The 17,095-nt window shown below is 43.5% G+C and carries 17 protein-coding genes; 9 read left to right on the plus strand and 8 right to left on the minus strand.

Annotated features, from left to right (window positions below; genetic code table 11):
• Positions 1–38 precede the first annotated feature (38 nt).
• A complete protein-coding gene (locus tag K2225_RS10120) occupies positions 39–674 on the plus strand; it encodes an SDR family oxidoreductase (protein WP_220584619.1) in 636 nt (211 codons plus the stop codon).
• Positions 675–828: 154 nt separating this feature from the next.
• A complete protein-coding gene (locus tag K2225_RS10125; RefSeq protein ID WP_220584620.1) occupies positions 829–2,100 on the plus strand; it encodes a tetratricopeptide repeat protein in 1,272 nt (423 codons plus the stop codon).
• Positions 2,101–2,131: 31 nt separating this feature from the next.
• Here K2225_RS10125 and K2225_RS10130 read toward each other — a convergent pair whose 3' ends face one another.
• Entirely contained in the window at positions 2,132–3,007 is an 876-nt protein-coding gene (locus K2225_RS10130; protein ID WP_220584621.1) for a 5'-3' exonuclease, read from the minus strand.
• 196 nt (positions 3,008–3,203) lie between these two features.
• Between K2225_RS10130 and adh the strand changes: the two genes are divergently transcribed.
• Together adh and K2225_RS10140 are read left to right on the plus strand one after the other, a co-directional pair.
• The gene (adh, locus tag K2225_RS10135; protein ID WP_220584622.1) at positions 3,204–4,724 is read left to right on the plus strand and encodes an aldehyde dehydrogenase; all 1,521 of its coding nucleotides are present in this window, start codon (positions 3,204–3,206) and stop codon (positions 4,722–4,724) included.
• Positions 4,725–4,777: 53 nt separating this feature from the next.
• The gene (locus tag K2225_RS10140; RefSeq protein WP_220584623.1) at positions 4,778–5,146 is read left to right on the plus strand and encodes a DUF779 domain-containing protein; all 369 of its coding nucleotides are present in this window, start codon (positions 4,778–4,780) and stop codon (positions 5,144–5,146) included.
• 109 nt (positions 5,147–5,255) lie between these two features.
• Here K2225_RS10140 and K2225_RS10145 read toward each other — a convergent pair whose 3' ends face one another.
• Positions 5,256–5,990 carry a GNAT family N-acetyltransferase gene (locus K2225_RS10145; protein WP_220584624.1) on the minus strand — a complete coding sequence of 245 codons (735 nt, stop codon included), beginning with the start codon at positions 5,988–5,990 and terminating at the stop codon, positions 5,256–5,258.
• A gap of 101 nt (positions 5,991–6,091) precedes the next feature.
• Between K2225_RS10145 and K2225_RS10150 the strand changes: the two genes are divergently transcribed.
• The gene (locus K2225_RS10150; RefSeq protein ID WP_220584625.1) at positions 6,092–7,099 is read left to right on the plus strand and encodes an NADP-dependent oxidoreductase; all 1,008 of its coding nucleotides are present in this window, start codon (positions 6,092–6,094) and stop codon (positions 7,097–7,099) included.
• A gap of 67 nt (positions 7,100–7,166) precedes the next feature.
• Here K2225_RS10150 and K2225_RS10155 read toward each other — a convergent pair whose 3' ends face one another.
• Entirely contained in the window at positions 7,167–7,991 is an 825-nt protein-coding gene (locus K2225_RS10155; protein WP_220584626.1) for an STAS domain-containing protein, read from the minus strand.
• Between the two features lie 111 nt (positions 7,992–8,102).
• Here K2225_RS10155 and K2225_RS10160 point away from each other — a divergent pair, with 111 nt between their 5' ends.
• Positions 8,103–8,264 carry a hypothetical protein gene (locus K2225_RS10160; protein WP_220584627.1) on the plus strand — a complete coding sequence of 54 codons (162 nt, stop codon included), beginning with the start codon at positions 8,103–8,105 and terminating at the stop codon, positions 8,262–8,264.
• A 423-nt stretch (positions 8,265–8,687) separates the two neighbouring features.
• On the opposite strand, the gene K2225_RS10165 is transcribed toward K2225_RS10160, so the two are convergent.
• From K2225_RS10165 to K2225_RS10175, 3 genes are read right to left on the minus strand one after another with little or no spacing between them, the layout of a single operon-like run.
• Positions 8,688–9,059, minus strand: coding sequence for a thiol-disulfide oxidoreductase DCC family protein (locus K2225_RS10165; RefSeq protein ID WP_220584628.1), 372 nt, complete (start codon positions 9,057–9,059; stop codon positions 8,688–8,690).
• Between the two features lie 21 nt (positions 9,060–9,080).
• Positions 9,081–10,826, minus strand: a complete 1,746-nt coding sequence (pabB, locus tag K2225_RS10170; RefSeq protein WP_220584629.1) for an aminodeoxychorismate synthase component I — start codon at positions 10,824–10,826, stop codon at positions 9,081–9,083.
• Positions 10,823–11,428 carry an anthranilate synthase component II gene (locus tag K2225_RS10175; RefSeq protein WP_220584630.1) on the minus strand — a complete coding sequence of 202 codons (606 nt, stop codon included), beginning with the start codon at positions 11,426–11,428 and terminating at the stop codon, positions 10,823–10,825. Before K2225_RS10175 ends, pabB begins: the two co-directional genes overlap by 4 nt.
• Before the next feature lie 179 nt (positions 11,429–11,607).
• Here K2225_RS10175 and K2225_RS10180 point away from each other — a divergent pair, with 179 nt between their 5' ends.
• From K2225_RS10180 to K2225_RS10190, 3 genes are read left to right on the plus strand one after another with little or no spacing between them, the layout of a single operon-like run.
• The gene (locus tag K2225_RS10180) at positions 11,608–12,963 is read left to right on the plus strand and encodes a sensor histidine kinase (protein WP_220584631.1); all 1,356 of its coding nucleotides are present in this window, start codon (positions 11,608–11,610) and stop codon (positions 12,961–12,963) included.
• Positions 12,941–13,561, plus strand: coding sequence for a response regulator (locus tag K2225_RS10185; protein WP_220584632.1), 621 nt, complete (start codon positions 12,941–12,943; stop codon positions 13,559–13,561). Before K2225_RS10180 ends, K2225_RS10185 begins: the two co-directional genes overlap by 23 nt.
• Positions 13,562–13,621: 60 nt before the next feature.
• The gene (locus tag K2225_RS10190; RefSeq protein WP_220584633.1) at positions 13,622–14,344 is read left to right on the plus strand and encodes a Bax inhibitor-1/YccA family protein; all 723 of its coding nucleotides are present in this window, start codon (positions 13,622–13,624) and stop codon (positions 14,342–14,344) included.
• A gap of 95 nt (positions 14,345–14,439) precedes the next feature.
• On the opposite strand, the gene K2225_RS10195 is transcribed toward K2225_RS10190, so the two are convergent.
• Both K2225_RS10195 and K2225_RS10200 read right to left on the minus strand, forming a co-directional pair.
• Positions 14,440–15,729 (minus strand): alpha/beta hydrolase, encoded by a 1,290-nt coding sequence (locus K2225_RS10195; protein ID WP_220584634.1) that lies wholly within the window; start codon positions 15,727–15,729, stop codon positions 14,440–14,442.
• A 136-nt stretch (positions 15,730–15,865) separates the two neighbouring features.
• Positions 15,866–17,038 carry an MFS transporter gene (locus K2225_RS10200; protein WP_220584635.1) on the minus strand — a complete coding sequence of 391 codons (1,173 nt, stop codon included), beginning with the start codon at positions 17,036–17,038 and terminating at the stop codon, positions 15,866–15,868.
• Positions 17,039–17,095: the final 57 nt, after the last annotated feature.

The following is a 17,095-nucleotide window of genomic DNA, read 5'->3' on the forward strand; positions in this document are numbered from 1 at the left end:
ATTGTAATCTTATTTCCCAGAAGGAGTCGTGATGATAGATGAAAGTACTCGTAGCAGGAGCAAACGGAAATACAGGACGACTACTTATTCAACATTTAAAGGCCGATGGTCATGAACCATACGGCATGATCCGTAAAGAAGAACAAAAAGCGACGGTTGAAAAATTGGGCGGAACCCCAGTACTCGCAGATCTGACGAAGGATGTCGGTTATGCGGTTAAAGGGATGGACGCTGTTATGTTCGCCGCTGGATCAGGCTCAAGTACAGGTGCGGACCAAACCGAAGCCGTTGATCGTGATGGAGCCATCAACCTTGCAAAAGCCACAGAAAATCTTGGCATAAAGAAATTCATTATGTTGAGCGGTATGGGTGCGGGCGATCCAGAAAGAGGCCCTGAAGAATTGAAGCATTACCTTGAAATGAAAGGGGAAGCAGATGATTTCCTGAAATCGACTGAGCTTGATTACACCATCGTACGTCCTGGCGGCTTGACGAACGATGAAGGAACAAGCAAAATTCAGGTAGGCGAAACGGTTGAAAGAGGCACCATTCCTCGTGCAGACGTAGCCAAAACAATGATCGCTGCCCTACAAGAACCAAACGCTTATCATAAAACATTTGAAATGATTTCAGGAGATACTCAAATCGAAGAAGCCCTGAAGACACTTTCTTGATCAAAAAGCTCAACCACTTCATGTGGTTGAGCTTTTTACATATCTCCTCTCTCCCCCATATACCTATAAAACCCTAAAAAGTAAAAGATAACCATTGAATGCAACGATATTTTGCTATAATGTAAGTAATTGGCGCTTTAAAGGAGTAGTGAATATGAAAGGCTCGTTAATTAAACAACATCGCAAATTTAAGAATTTAACCTTAGAAGAACTTGCATCAGGTATTTGCTCTGTCTCCTATCTGAGTAAAATCGAACATGATACCATTAACGCCAGTGATGAAATTTACCGTTTGTTAGGAGAGCGGTTGAATATCAAGTTGACTGATATTAACCAGGAATTCGATGAATCCATTCATCAGCAGCTGCTGGAATGGCATGAAATTATTCAACGTCGAGACCTCCAATTAATGGAAGAATACGTCCAAAAATGTACAGAAGCATTAGAATCAAACCAAAATACAGAACTCAATCATTTATATACGATCGTTAAAGCTCGGCACACCATGAAGTTGAATGAAGGACCGCTCTCAGACGAAGATTTAAAGGAGATTGATGATTTATATCCATATACAAATGATGAATATAAATTCTTTTATCATAAAACGGTCGGGATCCATTATCTTTTGAAAAACCACCAACTAAAAAATGCCCTTCATCATTTCCACAAAACAGAAGAGCTTTTAAAAAAGCTTCCTTTCACCGACAGTGAAACCTACTTTCACTTAGCTCTCACTTATTCGCAATCCAGAGCAGCTGTAGAGTCAAATTATTATGCTCAAACAGCGTTGGAGGGATATATAAAAGATTTTGACTATAGCCGTATAGTAGACACTTACATGACTATTGCACTTAATTATAGAGCACTGGAAATATTTCCAATCGCTGAAGAATATTTCTTGAAATTGAAAAAGATCTCCAAGTACCATCTGACATCCATAGATGAGATAAGAGTTTATCATAACTTGGGATACGTCTATGCTAACCAAGAGAGGTATGCTGAAGCACTTGAATTACTAGAACGTGCCCACAAGATTGCACTAGAAAATAATGATGGATACTACTATGTGAACACCACTCGCCTCCTTGCTTCAACTCATTATTATGCCGGTAATAAAGAAGAGGCATGGAGGTATATCGAAATCGGCGAAAAGAAAGCCGAAGAATATGATAATCAAACGTATATATATAAATTTTTCATCCTTAAAAATACCATGTTGGAAAAAACGCATGAAGATTATTTCTTAGAAAAACTTGAAAATGAAATCATCCCATATTCTAGAGAAAATAACCAGTATGGAGATTATAAAAACTATTGTGAAATGCTCGGCAACCTTTATTATGAAAAGCGAATGTACAAAAAAGCAGCCATCTATTTTAAAGAGGTTAATAACTACCGGAAAACACAAAAAAAGGATTTATTATAAAAAGGTCGGAGGGCACGCGCCTCCGACCTTTTTACATCCGTACGATATTTTTTTCCCAGTTTTTAAATTCAAGTTCATCAAACTTGGCGCTCATCTTTTCGTCATCGATATAGAAAAGGGCCTCTTCTAATGAACAATCCACATCTGCTTCACAATGAATGGCCGCTAGTTTTCTGGACAAGTGCAGCATTTCCAGGCTGTCTTCAATCTTCGTACGCTGCCCCTTTGTCAGTTCTTCAATATTCTCAAGGATACCTTCGATGGATCCATATTGAAGAAGGAGCTTAAGAGCAGTTTTCTCTCCAATTCCTTTCACACCAGGATAGTTATCACTAGAGTCTCCCATGAGAGCTTTCAAATCAATCATTTGCTGCGGCGTAATTCCTTTTTCTTCTGTAAAGGTGCCCTCTTGATACTCCGCATAATTGCCATACCCTTTCTTTAATAAGACGACATGCACGTTCGGCTGCAACAGTTGAAGAAGGTCCTGGTCCCCTGTTAATAGGAAGACTTGGGAATGTTCACTGTACGCCCGACTCAGCGTCCCCATGCAATCATCCGCTTCATACCCAACTTGACCAACGTTAGGAATATCGAGAGCCTCTACGACTTCTTTAGCTAAATCAAATTGTGGAATCAATTCTTCTGGAGGAGCTCCCCGATTCGCTTTGTAATCGGGAAAAAGATCATTACGGAACGTCTTACTCCCCATATCCCAACAGCAAATGACGTGTGTGGGCTGATAGGTTTCTATTGCCGTAAACATGTGTTTCATCATGCCATAGACTCCATTGGTGGGAATACCTTTACTGTTGATCATATAATAATTGCTCATAGCTGTAGCATAGAACGCACGGAAAAGCAGCGCCATGCCATCAATAAGCATCACTCGATTAGTCGTTGTCATTATCAAATAACTCCTTTTGCCTATGAATAATTCCATTATAACAATCTTTCCCCTTTGTTCGTACTAGAAATTTTCACATATTTGTCTGTAAATTGACAATATTCTGCACAAGTGATAATTTAAAAAGTAAGCGCGCCTACTTACATAAAATTTTTTGTAAGCGGTTGCAAAGTAAATCACTAGGAGGATGTTTTTTATGGTATATGCTTTTCCTAATACAGAAGGATCTAAAGTTCAGTTCAAGAAACGCTATGACAACTTCATAGGCGGAGAGTGGACAGCGCCTGTCAAAGGACAATATTTCGATAATGTTACACCTGTAACAGGACAAACGTTCTGTCAGGTCGCACGTTCGACGGAGGAAGATATTGAGCTTGCCCTTGATGCTGCACACAAAGCGAAGGATGCCTGGGGGAAAACGTCCGTGGCGGAGCGTTCTTTGGTCCTTAACCGTATTGCAGACCGCATGGAGGAAAACCTCGAGAATTTGGCCATTGCGGAAACGTGGGAGAACGGAAAAGCTGTCCGTGAAACTCTGAATGCTGACCTTCCGCTTGCCGTTGATCACTTCCGTTATTTCGCTTCGGTCATTCGTTCCCAAGAAGGATCCATCGGCGAAATCGATAACGATACGATTGCTTATCATTTCAACGAGCCATTAGGAGTCGTTGGTCAAATCATTCCATGGAACTTCCCACTGTTGATGGCTACGTGGAAAATAGCTCCCGCTCTCGCTGCCGGAAATGCGATTGTCCTGAAGCCTGCCGAACAGACACCGGCATCGATCATGTATCTGCTGGAATTAATTGAAGACTTGCTTCCTGCAGGGGTATTGAATGTCGTTAACGGCTTCGGTTTAGAAGCTGGTAAGCCGTTAGCCCAAAGCCCTCGCATCAGTAAAATCGCTTTCACAGGAGAAACGACAACCGGACGAATGATCATGCAGTATGCCTCTCAAAACATCATTCCTGTTACTTTAGAGCTTGGTGGAAAATCACCGAACATTATTTTTGAGGATGTCATGCGGGAAGATGACGATTTCTTAGATAAAACGATTGAAGGAATGGTCATGTTCGCTCTAAACCAGGGGGAAGTATGTACATGTCCTTCCAGGGCTCTCATTCAGGAGTCGATTTACGATGAGTTTATGGAACGTGCCATTAAACGCGTGAAAGAGATCAAGACAGGGAATCCACTTGATCCTGAAGTGATGATGGGTGCTCAAGCTTCATCGGAACAACTGGAGAAAATCTTATCTTATCTTGAAGTCGGTAAAGAAGAAGGTGCCGAGTGCCTCACTGGAGGAGCACAGAATCAAATGGAAGGTGATTTCAAAGACGGATACTACGTACAGCCGACAGTATTCAAAGGCGATAACAGTATGAGAATCTTCCAGGAAGAAATCTTCGGTCCCGTCCTGTCTGTAACGACGTTCAAAGATAAAGAAGAAGCAATGGAAATCGCCAATGACACCCTTTATGGTTTGGGTGCTGGTGTGTGGACACGTGATATGAATACAGCTTACCGTTTCGGCCGCGGCATTGAAGCCGGCCGCGTTTGGACAAACTGTTATCACGCCTATCCTGCCCATGCAGCTTTCGGCGGATACAAAATGTCCGGGGTCGGCCGTGAGAACCATAAGATGATGCTCAGCCATTATCAACAAACGAAAAACATGCTCGTCAGCTACAGCCCGCAGAAGCTTGGATTCTTTTAATATAAGCGCGTAAAAACTCCTTGATTTTCGGCATAACGAAAGGAGCTGAAAAGATGGTTGAACGTGTAAAAGCAACGGACGCTGCTCTTGATTTAATTGAAAGGCTGAAAGAGAAACATGGTCCTCTACTTTTCCACCAATCGGGTGGATGCTGTGACGGCAGCTCTCCGATGTGTTACGAAGAAGGTGACCTCATGATTGGCAGTCAAGATGTGTTCCTTGGAAGGATTGGAGACACTCCTTTTTATATCAATAAAAAGCAGTATGATTACTGGAAGCACACCCAACTAATCATTGATGTCGTGGAGGGACGCGGTGGGATGTTTTCCCTTGAAGGAGTCGAAGGAAAAAGGTTCCTCACTCGCTCGCGCGCCTTTACGGATGAGGAGTACAAAGAACTGAAAGAAAGTATAGAGTCGTAAAGAAAAACGTCCAGGGGGTTCCTGGGCGTTTTTCTTATTCCGAACAGATCCCTTATCTACTCTTTGGATGAATTATCTATTACTCCATGAAATAAGCCGGATGGTCCACTCACTCGGAGTATTTATATACGCCAACCCTTTCCGTTACAGTACACCCGCATCTCTCGAAAACTTTTAGCATCGGGACATTATGAACACTTGTCGCACCAATACTATAGGAAGCTTTGAAATGCTTTCTAAGTAGGTTCAATCCCTCTTTATACAAAGCAGCCGCTTTGTTCTTCCCTCGTTCTTCCGGAACCAAGCCAAAGTAGAAAATCCTTCCTTCTTCCTTTGTACCTGGTTCAATGTGCGGCATGACCACTCCTATAGGGGTGCCATTTTCATAAGCAGTCAAACAGGTATCCACATAACCTGGCCCCAGTTCTTTCTTTACGCTTTTCATTTGTTCCTCCATGTTCAAGGACTGGGGAGCGTTCAAGGACCCTTCCATCGATCTGCGCCACGTCTCTTTAAAAGAGACCTCCTCTTCCTTTCTAAGCGAAATGAATTCAAAAAATTGTGCTTCTCCAACCACCTTACCTACCTCACCCAGGTCACACCGAAAAAAATAAACCTCATCATGTTGATTGAATCCAAGACCTTTTATGTAAACTCTAGTCTCTTCTTTGAAAGTGGAGGGAACAAGGATTGTCCGGTTTTTCACTCCATCATACGTTGGGTCTTTTAAAAATTTGAGAGCCAATTGTTGCAGTTCTTCATCTGTAAGATCCCGTGTATCTTCAATGGTTACGAAGTTTTCCCCTTCGACGAATTTCACTTTTTTGTAAAGTCCATCCTTCATACTACCGCCTCCTTTTTTCTATCCTACCTTACATCTTCAAACATATCATTTCCCAATAAAGGATGAGACCCGTTATGATACAAGCAAGGAGAGTGATAAAAATGAACAAAGAAATTCAATTAGTCAAACGTCCAGAAGCCGCTCCTACGCATGAACATATTAAAATGGTAGAAGCTGAGCGTCCTGTTCCATCTCAAGGGGAAGTACTCGTCAAACTGCTTTATGTCTCCGTGGATCCTTACATGAGAGGCCGTATGAGCGCCGCTAAATCGTATATCGCTCCCTTCCAACTGAACGAACCGATGGAAGGTGGAGTCGTCGGGGAAGTTGTGGAATCGAAAGCGGATGCTCTACAAGAAGGTGATGTTGTCACAGGCATGCTTCCGTGGAAAGAGTATGCAGCAGCTCCAGCAGACACACTCAGAAAAGTAGATCCAAGCCTTGGACCCGTCACTACATCTCTCGGAATTCTTGGCATGCCTGGATTAACTGCATATTTCGGACTGATGGATATCGGGCAGCCAAAAGAAGGCGAAACATTAGTAGTATCAGGAGCTGCCGGAGCAGTCGGCTCTGCTGTTGTCCAAATCGGTAAAATATCAGGCTGCCATGTGGTCGGTATTGCCGGTTCGGATGAAAAATTAGCGTACTTAAAAAATGAACTTGGCGTTGATGAAGTCATCAACTACAAATCAGAAAGTGTACCGGAACGTCTCGAAGAAGCGTGTCCAAACGGCGTAGATGTTTACTTTGATAATGTCGGTGGCGATATTTCAGATGCAGTCTATCCATTATTAAACAAATTCGCACGCATCGCCCAGTGTGGCGCCATCGCATCCTACAATGTCCCGAACGACCAAGGACCACGGATGCAGATGCACTTGATTAAATCCAGTGCGCTCATTAAAGGGTTCACAGTCGGTGATTATCAAGATCGATTCAAAGAAGGGTTCTCTCACTTGGCTCAATGGCTTCAGGAAGGTCGTTTAAAATATGAAGAAACAATCACAGAAGGGTTTGAAAATATCCCTGATGCATTCTTTGGGTTATTTGAAGGTGCGAACCTTGGTAAACAACTTGTCAAAGTTGCAGAACCCTCTCAAAAGTAATGGTCTTTGAAAAATAGACTTAAAAAGGACTGAGAAATGTTATTTCTCAGTCCTTTTCTTTATCACATTAGGAATCACCATGATGAATGTAAATGCCAATCTCTTCTAGAGCTTGATGCAAACCTGCCTTCGTATGGACTTGAGCGAAATCTACACCCATATCTACAAGGGATTTTGCTGTTTCCGGTCTTAATCCTGTTAGAGTCGCATGAACACCAACAAGTTCAAGAGCATGAACGACCTGGTAAATGTAGTTAGCAATGACCGTGTCAATCACCGGAACACCGGATACATCAATAAAAAGGTAATCCAATTCAAATTCCGAACTCTTATTTAAGGAAGTTTCCATGATTAACTGTGCACGATTGGTATCCACTTCACCGATCAATGGAAGCACAGCTACCCCCTTTGTAATTGGGACAACGGGCACAGACAGTTCAGCCATCCGCATTTCTTTTCTTTCCCACTCCATACGGATATTCCGGGAGTAGGTTTGACTAAAATGTTTCGTAATTTCATCTAATACTTCATTAACGGTTTTGCAGACGTGGACCACCGTGGAAGAAGAAAACTTATCGTTGGATAACTCATCAGAAAATATCCCCCAAATAGCTCGACGAACAAAGTTCATCGTTCGAATGGATTGATCCAACTCAACTTCCGCCTCTACCTTTTGCTCTCCTTCCCGATCTGCCCACATTTCAATGTGCTGCATGGAAGAAGCGCCATCACCGATGATTACGCCACCGATATAGGAGAATAGTTCTTCCCAATTTGCTGTTCGAATGGTAGCTGCCCCGAACTCCTCTGCTTTCAACTCTCGCACTCGTTCAGCTAATTGGTCCGAGTGTTTCTCGATTTTTTCACCGATATATGTAATTTCTTCTCTCATCTTGGATACCCCTCAGCTCAAATTATTATCCAATAATAATGTAACACAGAACACTAGATAAAACGAACGTCGTCCGGTATGATAAAGGAAGTTTACGCATAGGAGGACATTATGAATAAAGTATCTTTGGTATTGTTCCTTATTTTATGTTTATTGTTTCTTTCTCACGGTCTTTATCAAGGCATCTCGAACGGCCAGTGGACATCCCTAACCTTTGCCATCATCGTCGTTGCTCTTGGGTCATACAGCATGCTAAGAAAAAACCGCAAATAACCCTTCCCCAGAATAGTTCACTTTGCCATGAGAGATTCTCAAACCACTTCTGAATAATCGGCTCGTATGATTGAGGAAAGTGGATCATTAGAACCCTCCCACAGGAAGTAAAAGCTTGATCCAGAGCGCTTTGCACCTCTAACAGTTGAATAGTGGGAGCCTAACTTCGTACAGGGATTCGTTTCTTTCTTACATCGAAAGGGGTGGTTGGGAAGCTGCGAGACTCCCGCGGGAATGGATTGACTGGCAAGACCCCACAGTGCGAAAGCACGAGGAGGCTTGCCGTCATCCCCGCAGGAAAGCGAGTAGATTCCCGACCACCCCTTACTCGCAACAAGGCAACGAACCCCGGAAACATCTCTAAATCAAGTCTTCCACAATCCTGCCATTTACCATAATAAAAACCCTCGTTGATGAGGGTTTTTATGCGTATCTGGGAAGGTCGTAGCGGCCGAACCATTGGTGTCTGTGATCAGAAAACCAGCGATACAACGGGGACCCAATCCGGTCGACTCCCGGGATTGAGAGAAGAATGCCGATCACAGTGAATAAAGGCAGAGAAAGAAGTAGTTTCCGAATGGTTTCAAAACCTTGTTTCACTTCTCCTTCTTTTGTAAGCATATGAATCTCATCCAGCGTATTCCGGCCTTCCAAGTAAGGGTACTTCCCCGTTCCTTCTGTCTCCTGGACAGCTACCCATTTAATTTGGTGAAGCCAATCGAACGTTCGGAACGTTTTCTTCACATAAAAACAAAATGGACATTGTGCGTCATAAAAAACAATATGTTTTTTCATAAGACCAAACACTCCTTTGATTTATTGAGCGTTCTCCTGGAGTTCAACCTTCACCCAGCCTCTAACAGCGTTAATCATCCATATTTCATCGAACTTGTGGATATCCTCTTTATAAAGAACCTTTTCTTTCAGTTTTCCACACCTTAATAAATCTTTCCTGTACGTTCCCGAGAGTAATCCACAATCAACAGGAGGCGTATAGTATTGACCGTTAAAATGTACGACGAGATTAGCTATGGTGAATTCCGTCAACTCACCTCTTCGATTCCATAGCAACGTCGCTTCCGCTTCTTCGGATTGATGACGTTGATAGACTTCCCGATGAGTGGTTTTATGAAACAGAAAAGGATCCTCTTCGTTTACTGGATTTTCAGATAATGTGCCTGTAACACAAGAAGCGCATGGTGTTAAACCATGGACTTCTAGTTCAGCTTTCCCTTCTTCGTCAACAAGCATGCGTGTTTTATAGAGTCCACTTGGATAAGCGGCCGTTACTTGAGAGCATTTATCTTCTAAATCATTTCTTTTAATGGGATAAGCGAAATACGAAGCCGATGCCATGATTCGGTCCAGGTGATCATCGAGTAAATCAATCGTGCCATTTTCAAGCTTCATTGTCTCCAAAAGTTGAAATTTAGGCCGATCTTCTGTGAGAAGGCGCGCCTTCGTCTTCAATTCCTCAAACTCTCCCTCTGAAGTGGAGTCCCATGTAATGCCTCCACCTGTACCATAAACAGCTTTTTCTTGTTTTTGATCAATCATCACTGTTCGAATAGGGACATTGAAAACGGCTTCTTTATCCGGCGTCATATAACCGATGGCGCCGCAATACACCTCGCGTGGCGAGTCTTCTAATCTTTGAATGTATTCCATGGTCCTCACTTTTGGAGCTCCTGTAATCGAGCCACACGGAAACAATGCTTGAAATAATTCGTACATCGTGTAATTCTCCGGTAAACGGCCTACCACCGTCGAAGTCATCTGGTGGACTGTCGGATAAGTTTCCACTTCGAACAGATTGGGGACTTGGACACTCCCAGGCACAGCGATTCTGCCTAGATCATTCCTCAACAAATCGACAATCATGAGGTTCTCGGACCGTTCCTTTTCTGATGACTGAAGATGCCGGCGCATGGATACATCCTCTTCGCCATGACGTCCTCTTGCTGCTGTACCTTTCATCGGCTTTGTTTTCAATTGGTTTCCATCGACTCGGAAAAACAATTCTGGAGAAGCAGACAGAATCCGCCTTTCTCCCATGTTTAAGTAGGCACTATAGGAGGACTGCTGATTTCTCACAAGCTTTCTATAAAAAGAGTAATCATCCCCCGAGAAAGAGGCTTCCATTCTGGTTGTAAAGTTCACCTGATACGTATCGCCCCGTTCAATTCCCACTTTCACTTCTTCTATCCCTTTTTGATAGGAAGCATAATCCCCACGCAACTCCCAGTCTGATACTTGAAATGTCTCAGAACCTTCATTTTCCCAATCTGATTGGAATCTATCGAACACCCCGAACCACACAAGTGGCCATTCTGGATGAGAATGAACACGAAGGGCGTGATCAAAAGCAGAGGCAGCTTCATAGGATACATAACCAGCTACATAGTAACCCTCGTCGAGCCATTCTTCCACTCGGTTGAAAACTGACTTTACCTCGGTCAATTCATCAGTGGTAAGGACCTCAACCGGGTGTTGAAACACTTTTGGATCCCGATTCCCCTGAGCATTTGAGAATTCAAATTGCAAAAAAGGTGAGGATGTCATACGCCCACTCCCTCTCTTCTGCTTGCCTTGTATCGAACAGCCCGGTCATAAAAGTTTTGAAGCAGATCATACCCGTACTCCGTCATTATCGACTCAGGATGAAATTGTATGCCTTCCATCATTTTGTCCCGGTGGCGCACCCCCATAATGACACCATCTTCAGAAAGGGCAGTAACTTCGAGCTTTTCCGGTAATGAACGGAAATCTGCCTGAAGAGAATGGTAACGGGTGACTTGAAATGATCCGGGGAGGTTACAAAACATGATCCGACCATCATTCGTAATGGTTGTCACTTTCCCGTGCATAGGTTGGTTGCATTTGACGACGAAACCCCCAAAATGTTCGACCATCAGCTGGTGGCCGAGACAAATGCCTAATAAGGGGATTTCTCCACCAAAATGGTGCAGGACATCCTTACAGATCCCTGATTCCTCCGGCCTCCCTGGTCCTGGAGATAAGACAATAAGGCTGGGTTCGAGCGAACGAATCTCTTCAATCTGCCATTCGTCGTTCCGTTTCACCACCACTTCTGAATCCATCTGTTTAAAATATTGCGCTAAATTATAGGTGAATGAATCATAGTTATCAATGATTATAATCATAGTTGCGGACACCTTTCATCCTTAAATATATGTCTATTATACTACCGCGCACCAGGTTTTCCATAGATGATAAGAATGGAAAATCATCACTTTGTAGTGCTTCAAAGGAAAAAAGAATCGAAAATATCAGTCTCATATATTAGAATATATAGAAAGATCTCGTCGTTAGGGTGACTGCCATGATATCGGAATTGCTAAAGTCGAAGAGTATATGGATAAAAATCGTTCTCATATTAATCGGGATGACGATGCCGCTCTGGCTGAGCGTTGAGAGGTCGGGTCTAGCCGCTGTCATCGAGAGACTTCAGGCCGCTCCAGCAGGGGCTACACTAATGATGGCTGCATTCGGCCTCGTCATGTTAAACACGGTACGAGCCCTCCCCCATTACATCGGGGCCCTTCTTCTCGGAGATGAGCTCGGAGTGAAGTTGAATCGGCCATGGCTGAAGGTTGCCGTCCCGGTAGTGATCATCCCATTGGTTTATGCCATGATTAACGGGTACAATTCAATCAACTATCATTTCGGCGGGCCGGCCATTTTTCTTTTATTATCGATCGCCGTTCTTCATTTTTTAGGAAATGGTCAATTACGCCCAGTATTCAAAGCTTTCATTCTCGCCCAGTTACTTTTCGGTTTCCAATGGCTGGATACGGTACTTTTCCTAAGCGCTTTCGGATTTGGCGGTGGGGAAATTTCCATGGAAGTGAAAAGAATGGCCGCGGAGTTAGGGTTCGGAAGTACGTTAAGTTTCTACAGCCTCGTCTTTTTTGCGGTATTCATTGTAAATGCAACCTTCCTTGCCGTGTACTTAACTGTTGCAGAACAAAAAGCAAAAATGAGACAGGACTTGGATATCGCCCGGCTTGACATGGTAGAGTCACGTTCTGGTAGAGAAGCCCTCCACCTTGTTCATGACTTAAAAACTCCCTTATCCCTTATGGAGGGACTGAACAGCCTCATTCAAATGAAAACAAAGGACGATGAAATCCTTCAGTACACCAACAAAATTTCTTCTTCTATTCAAGCAACCAGCGATATGGTTTCTGAAATCTTGTATCACGAGAAGAAGAATTGGTGCACATTGAAAACATTCATCGAATATGTACGCGCAAATAAACTTTCAGATTCAGCCACCATCTATGCGTTCGATTTGACCGCCGATGAAAATATTGAAATCTATATTAATAAAATTAGAATGACACGAGCGCTTGTCAATTTAATTGATAATGCCAGTGATGCCGTCGAAGGAAAAAAAGACGCCAAAGTGACGATCGCTACTAAAGTAGAACAAGCCGGCATACGGATTGGTGTAAAAGACAATGGACATGGCATCAGCCAATCCAATATCAATAAAATTTGGAACGCAGGATACAGTACGAAATCCCATCCTGGTGTAGGGCTGACATTCGTTAAAAATGTCGTCCAAGAACATGGAGCGGAGCTATCGATTGAAAGCGAACAAGGGGTAGGAACGACATTCTGGATCCATTTACCGAAGGAGAGAGTACGAGATGAAAATACTGATTATGGATAATGATGAATCCTTACGTTACATGCTGACAGAGTTTTGTAAGCATGCCGGGTGGGAATCAGACACAGCAGTGAACGGACGCGAAGGTGTTGATATGTTTTTAAAAGGAACGTATGACGTCATCCTTGTCGATTATCATATGCCTGAAATGGATGGCCTTCAAACCGTCAGGGAAATTCGAAAACACAACACCGTGGTCCCTATTCTCGTGCTGACGGTAGATGAACGGCAGGAAGTGGCTGACCGCTTCTTGGAGGAAGGCGCCACCGACTTTGCCTTAAAACCAGTAAAAGCTCCTGATCTCATTTCCAGAATCAAGCTTCATGCCCAAATTGCTAATATGAAAAACAAGCAGGAAGATGATGATGATGTATTCACTGCCAAAGGAATCAGTAAAGGAACATTAAGTTCCATTTCAAATTACTTACAGGAAAATCGCGAGGCCTACCCTGTGGACGTCATTTCAAAGGACATCGGCCTTGCCTATCCTACCGTATACCGGTACCTCATGCATTTGCTAGAAGAAGGCAAAGTCAAGCAAGTGGTCAGCCATCAGAAGATCGGGCGACCGAAAAAGCTATACAAGTGGTATGCCCATTAAGTGTCCCTCGTGTTCAGGAAGGGTATACCCATAGAAGATGCATAGAGAAGGAGTGGTAAGATGAGATCGGGAAATCCCGTTTTAAAAGATGATACATTTCAGCGTTCTGCGTCATCAGGAAAGACGATGACCCTGGGCGGTACGACAGCAAAAATAGCCCTCCTGTTTATATTTTTGGTAGGTACAGCGGCGTACACATGGTACCAGTACTCACTGGGTGTAGATGTGACACTTATGATGATTATCGGCGCCATTGGAGGGCTTATTTTCGCTTTGATTACTGCCTTCTTCCCTAAAGCAGCGCCCGTCACTGCTCCAATATACGCAGCGCTCGAAGGTTTCTTCATCGGCGGCATTTCCGCCTTTGTCGAGGGAGCTTATTCGGGGATTGTCATTCAAGCAGTCAGCTTAACACTCGCCGTGATGGGAGCTTTATTGATTCTTTATGCAACAAGAGTCATAAAGGTCACCAGAAACTTCCGGCTGATGGTCGTTTCCGCTACGTTAGGTATTTTTCTCGTTTATCTAGTCAACTTCATCCTGAACTTTTTCGGTATGACCGTCCCCTATCTGCATTCCAGCGGTCCTATCGGAATTGGCATCAGCCTCTTTATCGTGGCCATCGCTGCTTTGAATCTCGTTCTTGATTTTGATTTCATTGAAAAAGGCGTCAACCGTGGCGCGCCCAAGCACATGGAATGGTACGGAGCTTTCGGCTTAATCGTAACCCTTGTCTGGTTATACATCGAAATTCTCCGTCTTCTTCAAAAACTACGACGCTGAACGATCAAAAAGAGAGGGACCGCCTAAATAGGCGGTCCCTCTCTTTTCTTGCTTTATCCAAACTCCTGTGTCTCGAAGGTTCAGCTTTAAGTCCTTTACTGCTCAAAGCCGTGTTGGTTCAGGAAGTCGATGATGCCGTCTACTAGTCCATCCGCAAGAGGCAGGTCAGGGTTTGTGTAGGTGGCTAAGTTTTCATCTCTATTCTCAGGAGCTTCCTTCAGCACATGATTCATCCCTTCCACAAGCATGAGTTCCGCCTCTGGCTCTGCTTTTTTCAAAAGCTGTGCTTCTGATTCCGGTACTTGAATATCATTCGTACCATTCACAATTAAAGTCGGAACATCCAATTCAGCCAATTGCTCAGCAGGATCGTATGCCATCCATGAAAGGAGAAAAGGTTGGACATCTGGAGCAAACACCCCTTGCAGAGACTGGCTGACCTCAGGCACCGTCTTTCCTTCCCGCATTTCCCCAAGGATCGTTTGACTTTCTTTGAACAAGTCCTCCGGTAAACTGTCACCCAGTTGCTTTTCTAATACATGATCAATAGTCTGACCGGCACCTGCCAAGGAAATGAACGCTTCTGTCGTTTCAGCACCTGCCGCTATCATTCCGACAAGGGAGCCTTGACTGTGGCCAATCACAGCTATGTTAGTAAAGCGTTTATCATCTTCTAACGTTTCCAGCCACTGCTTAGCATCATCAATAAAAACTTCAAATCTCATTTCACTGTTGCCGGTTACAGCATTCATATTTTTGCCTGCGCCTCTTTTATCGTATCTCAAGGAAGCAATCCCTTTGTCTGCTAAGGATTCCGCCAAAAGTTTGAGACTATTATTGCTTCCTGCACCTTGAGAGTTTCCATTCCGATCCGTCGGTCCTGAACCTGGGATAATTAATGCAACAGGTTGGGGACCCTCATAATCAGGCAGCAATAATTCGCCATATAATTGTCCTGTAGAAGTTTCGATGGACAAGAACTCCCCCTCTTCTTCCTTCCCTTCTTTTTCACCTTTTGTCAGTGAAAATGGAAACGTTTGGCCGTTCTGTGTAAAAGTTCCGCTCAATTGCTCTCCATCTAGTTTCCCATCAAACTGAACAGACTGACCAGGAAGCGGCATCTGAAAAGAGACATTTCCTTCCTTGGCAGCTATTTCAGTTAATGAAAAATCTGTAACGTTCTGTGCAGGGATCGTGATTGTCCCTTGCCAATCTTCTCCTGACTTAAAGTCCACCAAAATGCTCAATGGTTGATTGGGGATTTGAATTCCCCCCTCCCAGTGACCTTCCAATTGTTTATTTGCCTGTCCTTCAGCTTCCTCATTTTTCTCGTTGCAGCCGGTAATTATAAAAAATACAAGACCTATTAAAAATAGCTTCTTCATCGTCATCCTCCCTCACATCTACCATTTTACAAGAGATGAAGGAAATTTATAACAAAATGACAGCAAACCATTTCATTTGTTTTGGGTGATCGCCCTTCACAAAAACACTCCGCCAATAGTGACGGAGTGCTTACATCTAGGCTTGAGTCTGACTTGACTTCTTACTATTCAGGAAGAACGTTGTTATGAACATAAGAGCAAGGAATACAATGACGATACTGAAACCACCGGCCATTCCGAAAGCTTCAGAAGCTAATCCGACAATGTAACCCGCAATACCACCGCCGATTCCTGCAGCGATATAAATGAGTCCAAGCGCTGAACCACCTGTTTTAGATAACTGAGTACCAAACGCTGTCGCGGTCGGGAACAATGTTGAGAAAAATAATCCTGCCCCAGCGAACAAGTAAGGGAAATTCTCAGCGACTAGGAAACTGGCTCCTACCATCAACAAAGCGCCGGCAGAAAACGTAATTAAAATGATCCGCTCATTGATCCAATTGGTTAAATAGGCGACACCAAGTCGTCCTGCCATGAAGAAGATGGAGAAGACAGACAGAATGGTGGCTACCATGTCCTCTTTATCCGCCGTTGAAATGCCGCCCAGATCAAGCGACTTCAAATACGTCGGGAAGAAATTCATGAATGATACTTCCGCAGACACTTGGAAGACAAGAAAGATCATGAGAAAAACAAACTGAGCGTCTTTCAACATAGGGATGAATGCTTTCAGATCGATTTTTTCTGCTTTCCCTGATGGAAAAGCTACGCTTGTAATATAAATGATCACAGCAACTAAACTGACGGCAATTCCTATATAAAAATAACGCCACGACGCAAATTGGAACATGTAGTTTAAAAACTGTGGAAATAGCACCATTCCTAATCCGTAAACACCCATGGCAAGGTTGAACATCTGATTTTGCTTTTTCGGGTATGCCGCAGGAACGATTGCATTGGAAGCGACACCGAGTGCCCCTAAACCGAACCCGACAATCATATAGAATCCTAAGAAGAACATAATATTAGGTGCAAGACCTGTTCCGAGGAAACCAAGCCCCATGATGATAGACCCGATGATCGTCATCGTTCGCAAGCCTTTTTTATCGGTGTAGTAGCCAATGAGAACACTGGCAAGAGTGAATCCGAGTTGGAAAATAAGAACGACCAGCCCGAATTGGCTCATATCGAGTCCCAGATCCTTTTCTACTTGATCCAGTACTATTCCTTTTGTATTGGTTACACCACCCGAAATAAATTGGGTGAACATAAGAATAATTAATGCATGTATACTTTTTCCCTTTGTCATTTGGGTACCTCCTGAAACGTGATTTATATTTCGAACGTTTTCAGGAGATTCCCCGCT

This window comes from Halobacillus sp. Nhm2S1, assembly GCF_019599545.1.
In the GTDB taxonomy this organism is placed as follows: Bacteria; Bacillota; Bacilli; order Bacillales; family Halobacillaceae; genus Halobacillus.

Coding starts and splice junctions, on each gene's coding strand:
- K2225_RS10120 (WP_220584619.1), top strand. CDS start 39: ATGAAAGTACTCGTAGCAGGAGCAAACGGAAATACAGGACGACTACTT.
- K2225_RS10125 (WP_220584620.1), top strand. CDS start 829: ATGAAAGGCTCGTTAATTAAACAACATCGCAAATTTAAGAATTTAACC.
- K2225_RS10130 (WP_220584621.1), bottom strand. CDS start 3,007: ATGACAACGACTAATCGAGTGATGCTTATTGATGGCATGGCGCTGCTT.
- adh (WP_220584622.1), top strand. CDS start 3,204: ATGGTATATGCTTTTCCTAATACAGAAGGATCTAAAGTTCAGTTCAAG.
- K2225_RS10140 (WP_220584623.1), top strand. CDS start 4,778: ATGGTTGAACGTGTAAAAGCAACGGACGCTGCTCTTGATTTAATTGAA.
- K2225_RS10145 (WP_220584624.1), bottom strand. CDS start 5,990: ATGAAGGATGGACTTTACAAAAAAGTGAAATTCGTCGAAGGGGAAAAC.
- K2225_RS10150 (WP_220584625.1), top strand. CDS start 6,092: ATGAACAAAGAAATTCAATTAGTCAAACGTCCAGAAGCCGCTCCTACG.
- K2225_RS10155 (WP_220584626.1), bottom strand. CDS start 7,991: ATGAGAGAAGAAATTACATATATCGGTGAAAAAATCGAGAAACACTCG.
- K2225_RS10160 (WP_220584627.1), top strand. CDS start 8,103: ATGAATAAAGTATCTTTGGTATTGTTCCTTATTTTATGTTTATTGTTT.
- K2225_RS10165 (WP_220584628.1), bottom strand. CDS start 9,059: ATGAAAAAACATATTGTTTTTTATGACGCACAATGTCCATTTTGTTTT.
- pabB (WP_220584629.1), bottom strand. CDS start 10,826: ATGACATCCTCACCTTTTTTGCAATTTGAATTCTCAAATGCTCAGGGG.
- K2225_RS10175 (WP_220584630.1), bottom strand. CDS start 11,428: ATGATTATAATCATTGATAACTATGATTCATTCACCTATAATTTAGCG.
- K2225_RS10180 (WP_220584631.1), top strand. CDS start 11,608: ATGATATCGGAATTGCTAAAGTCGAAGAGTATATGGATAAAAATCGTT.
- K2225_RS10185 (WP_220584632.1), top strand. CDS start 12,941: ATGAAAATACTGATTATGGATAATGATGAATCCTTACGTTACATGCTG.
- K2225_RS10190 (WP_220584633.1), top strand. CDS start 13,622: ATGAGATCGGGAAATCCCGTTTTAAAAGATGATACATTTCAGCGTTCT.
- K2225_RS10195 (WP_220584634.1), bottom strand. CDS start 15,729: ATGAAGAAGCTATTTTTAATAGGTCTTGTATTTTTTATAATTACCGGC.
- K2225_RS10200 (WP_220584635.1), bottom strand. CDS start 17,038: ATGACAAAGGGAAAAAGTATACATGCATTAATTATTCTTATGTTCACC.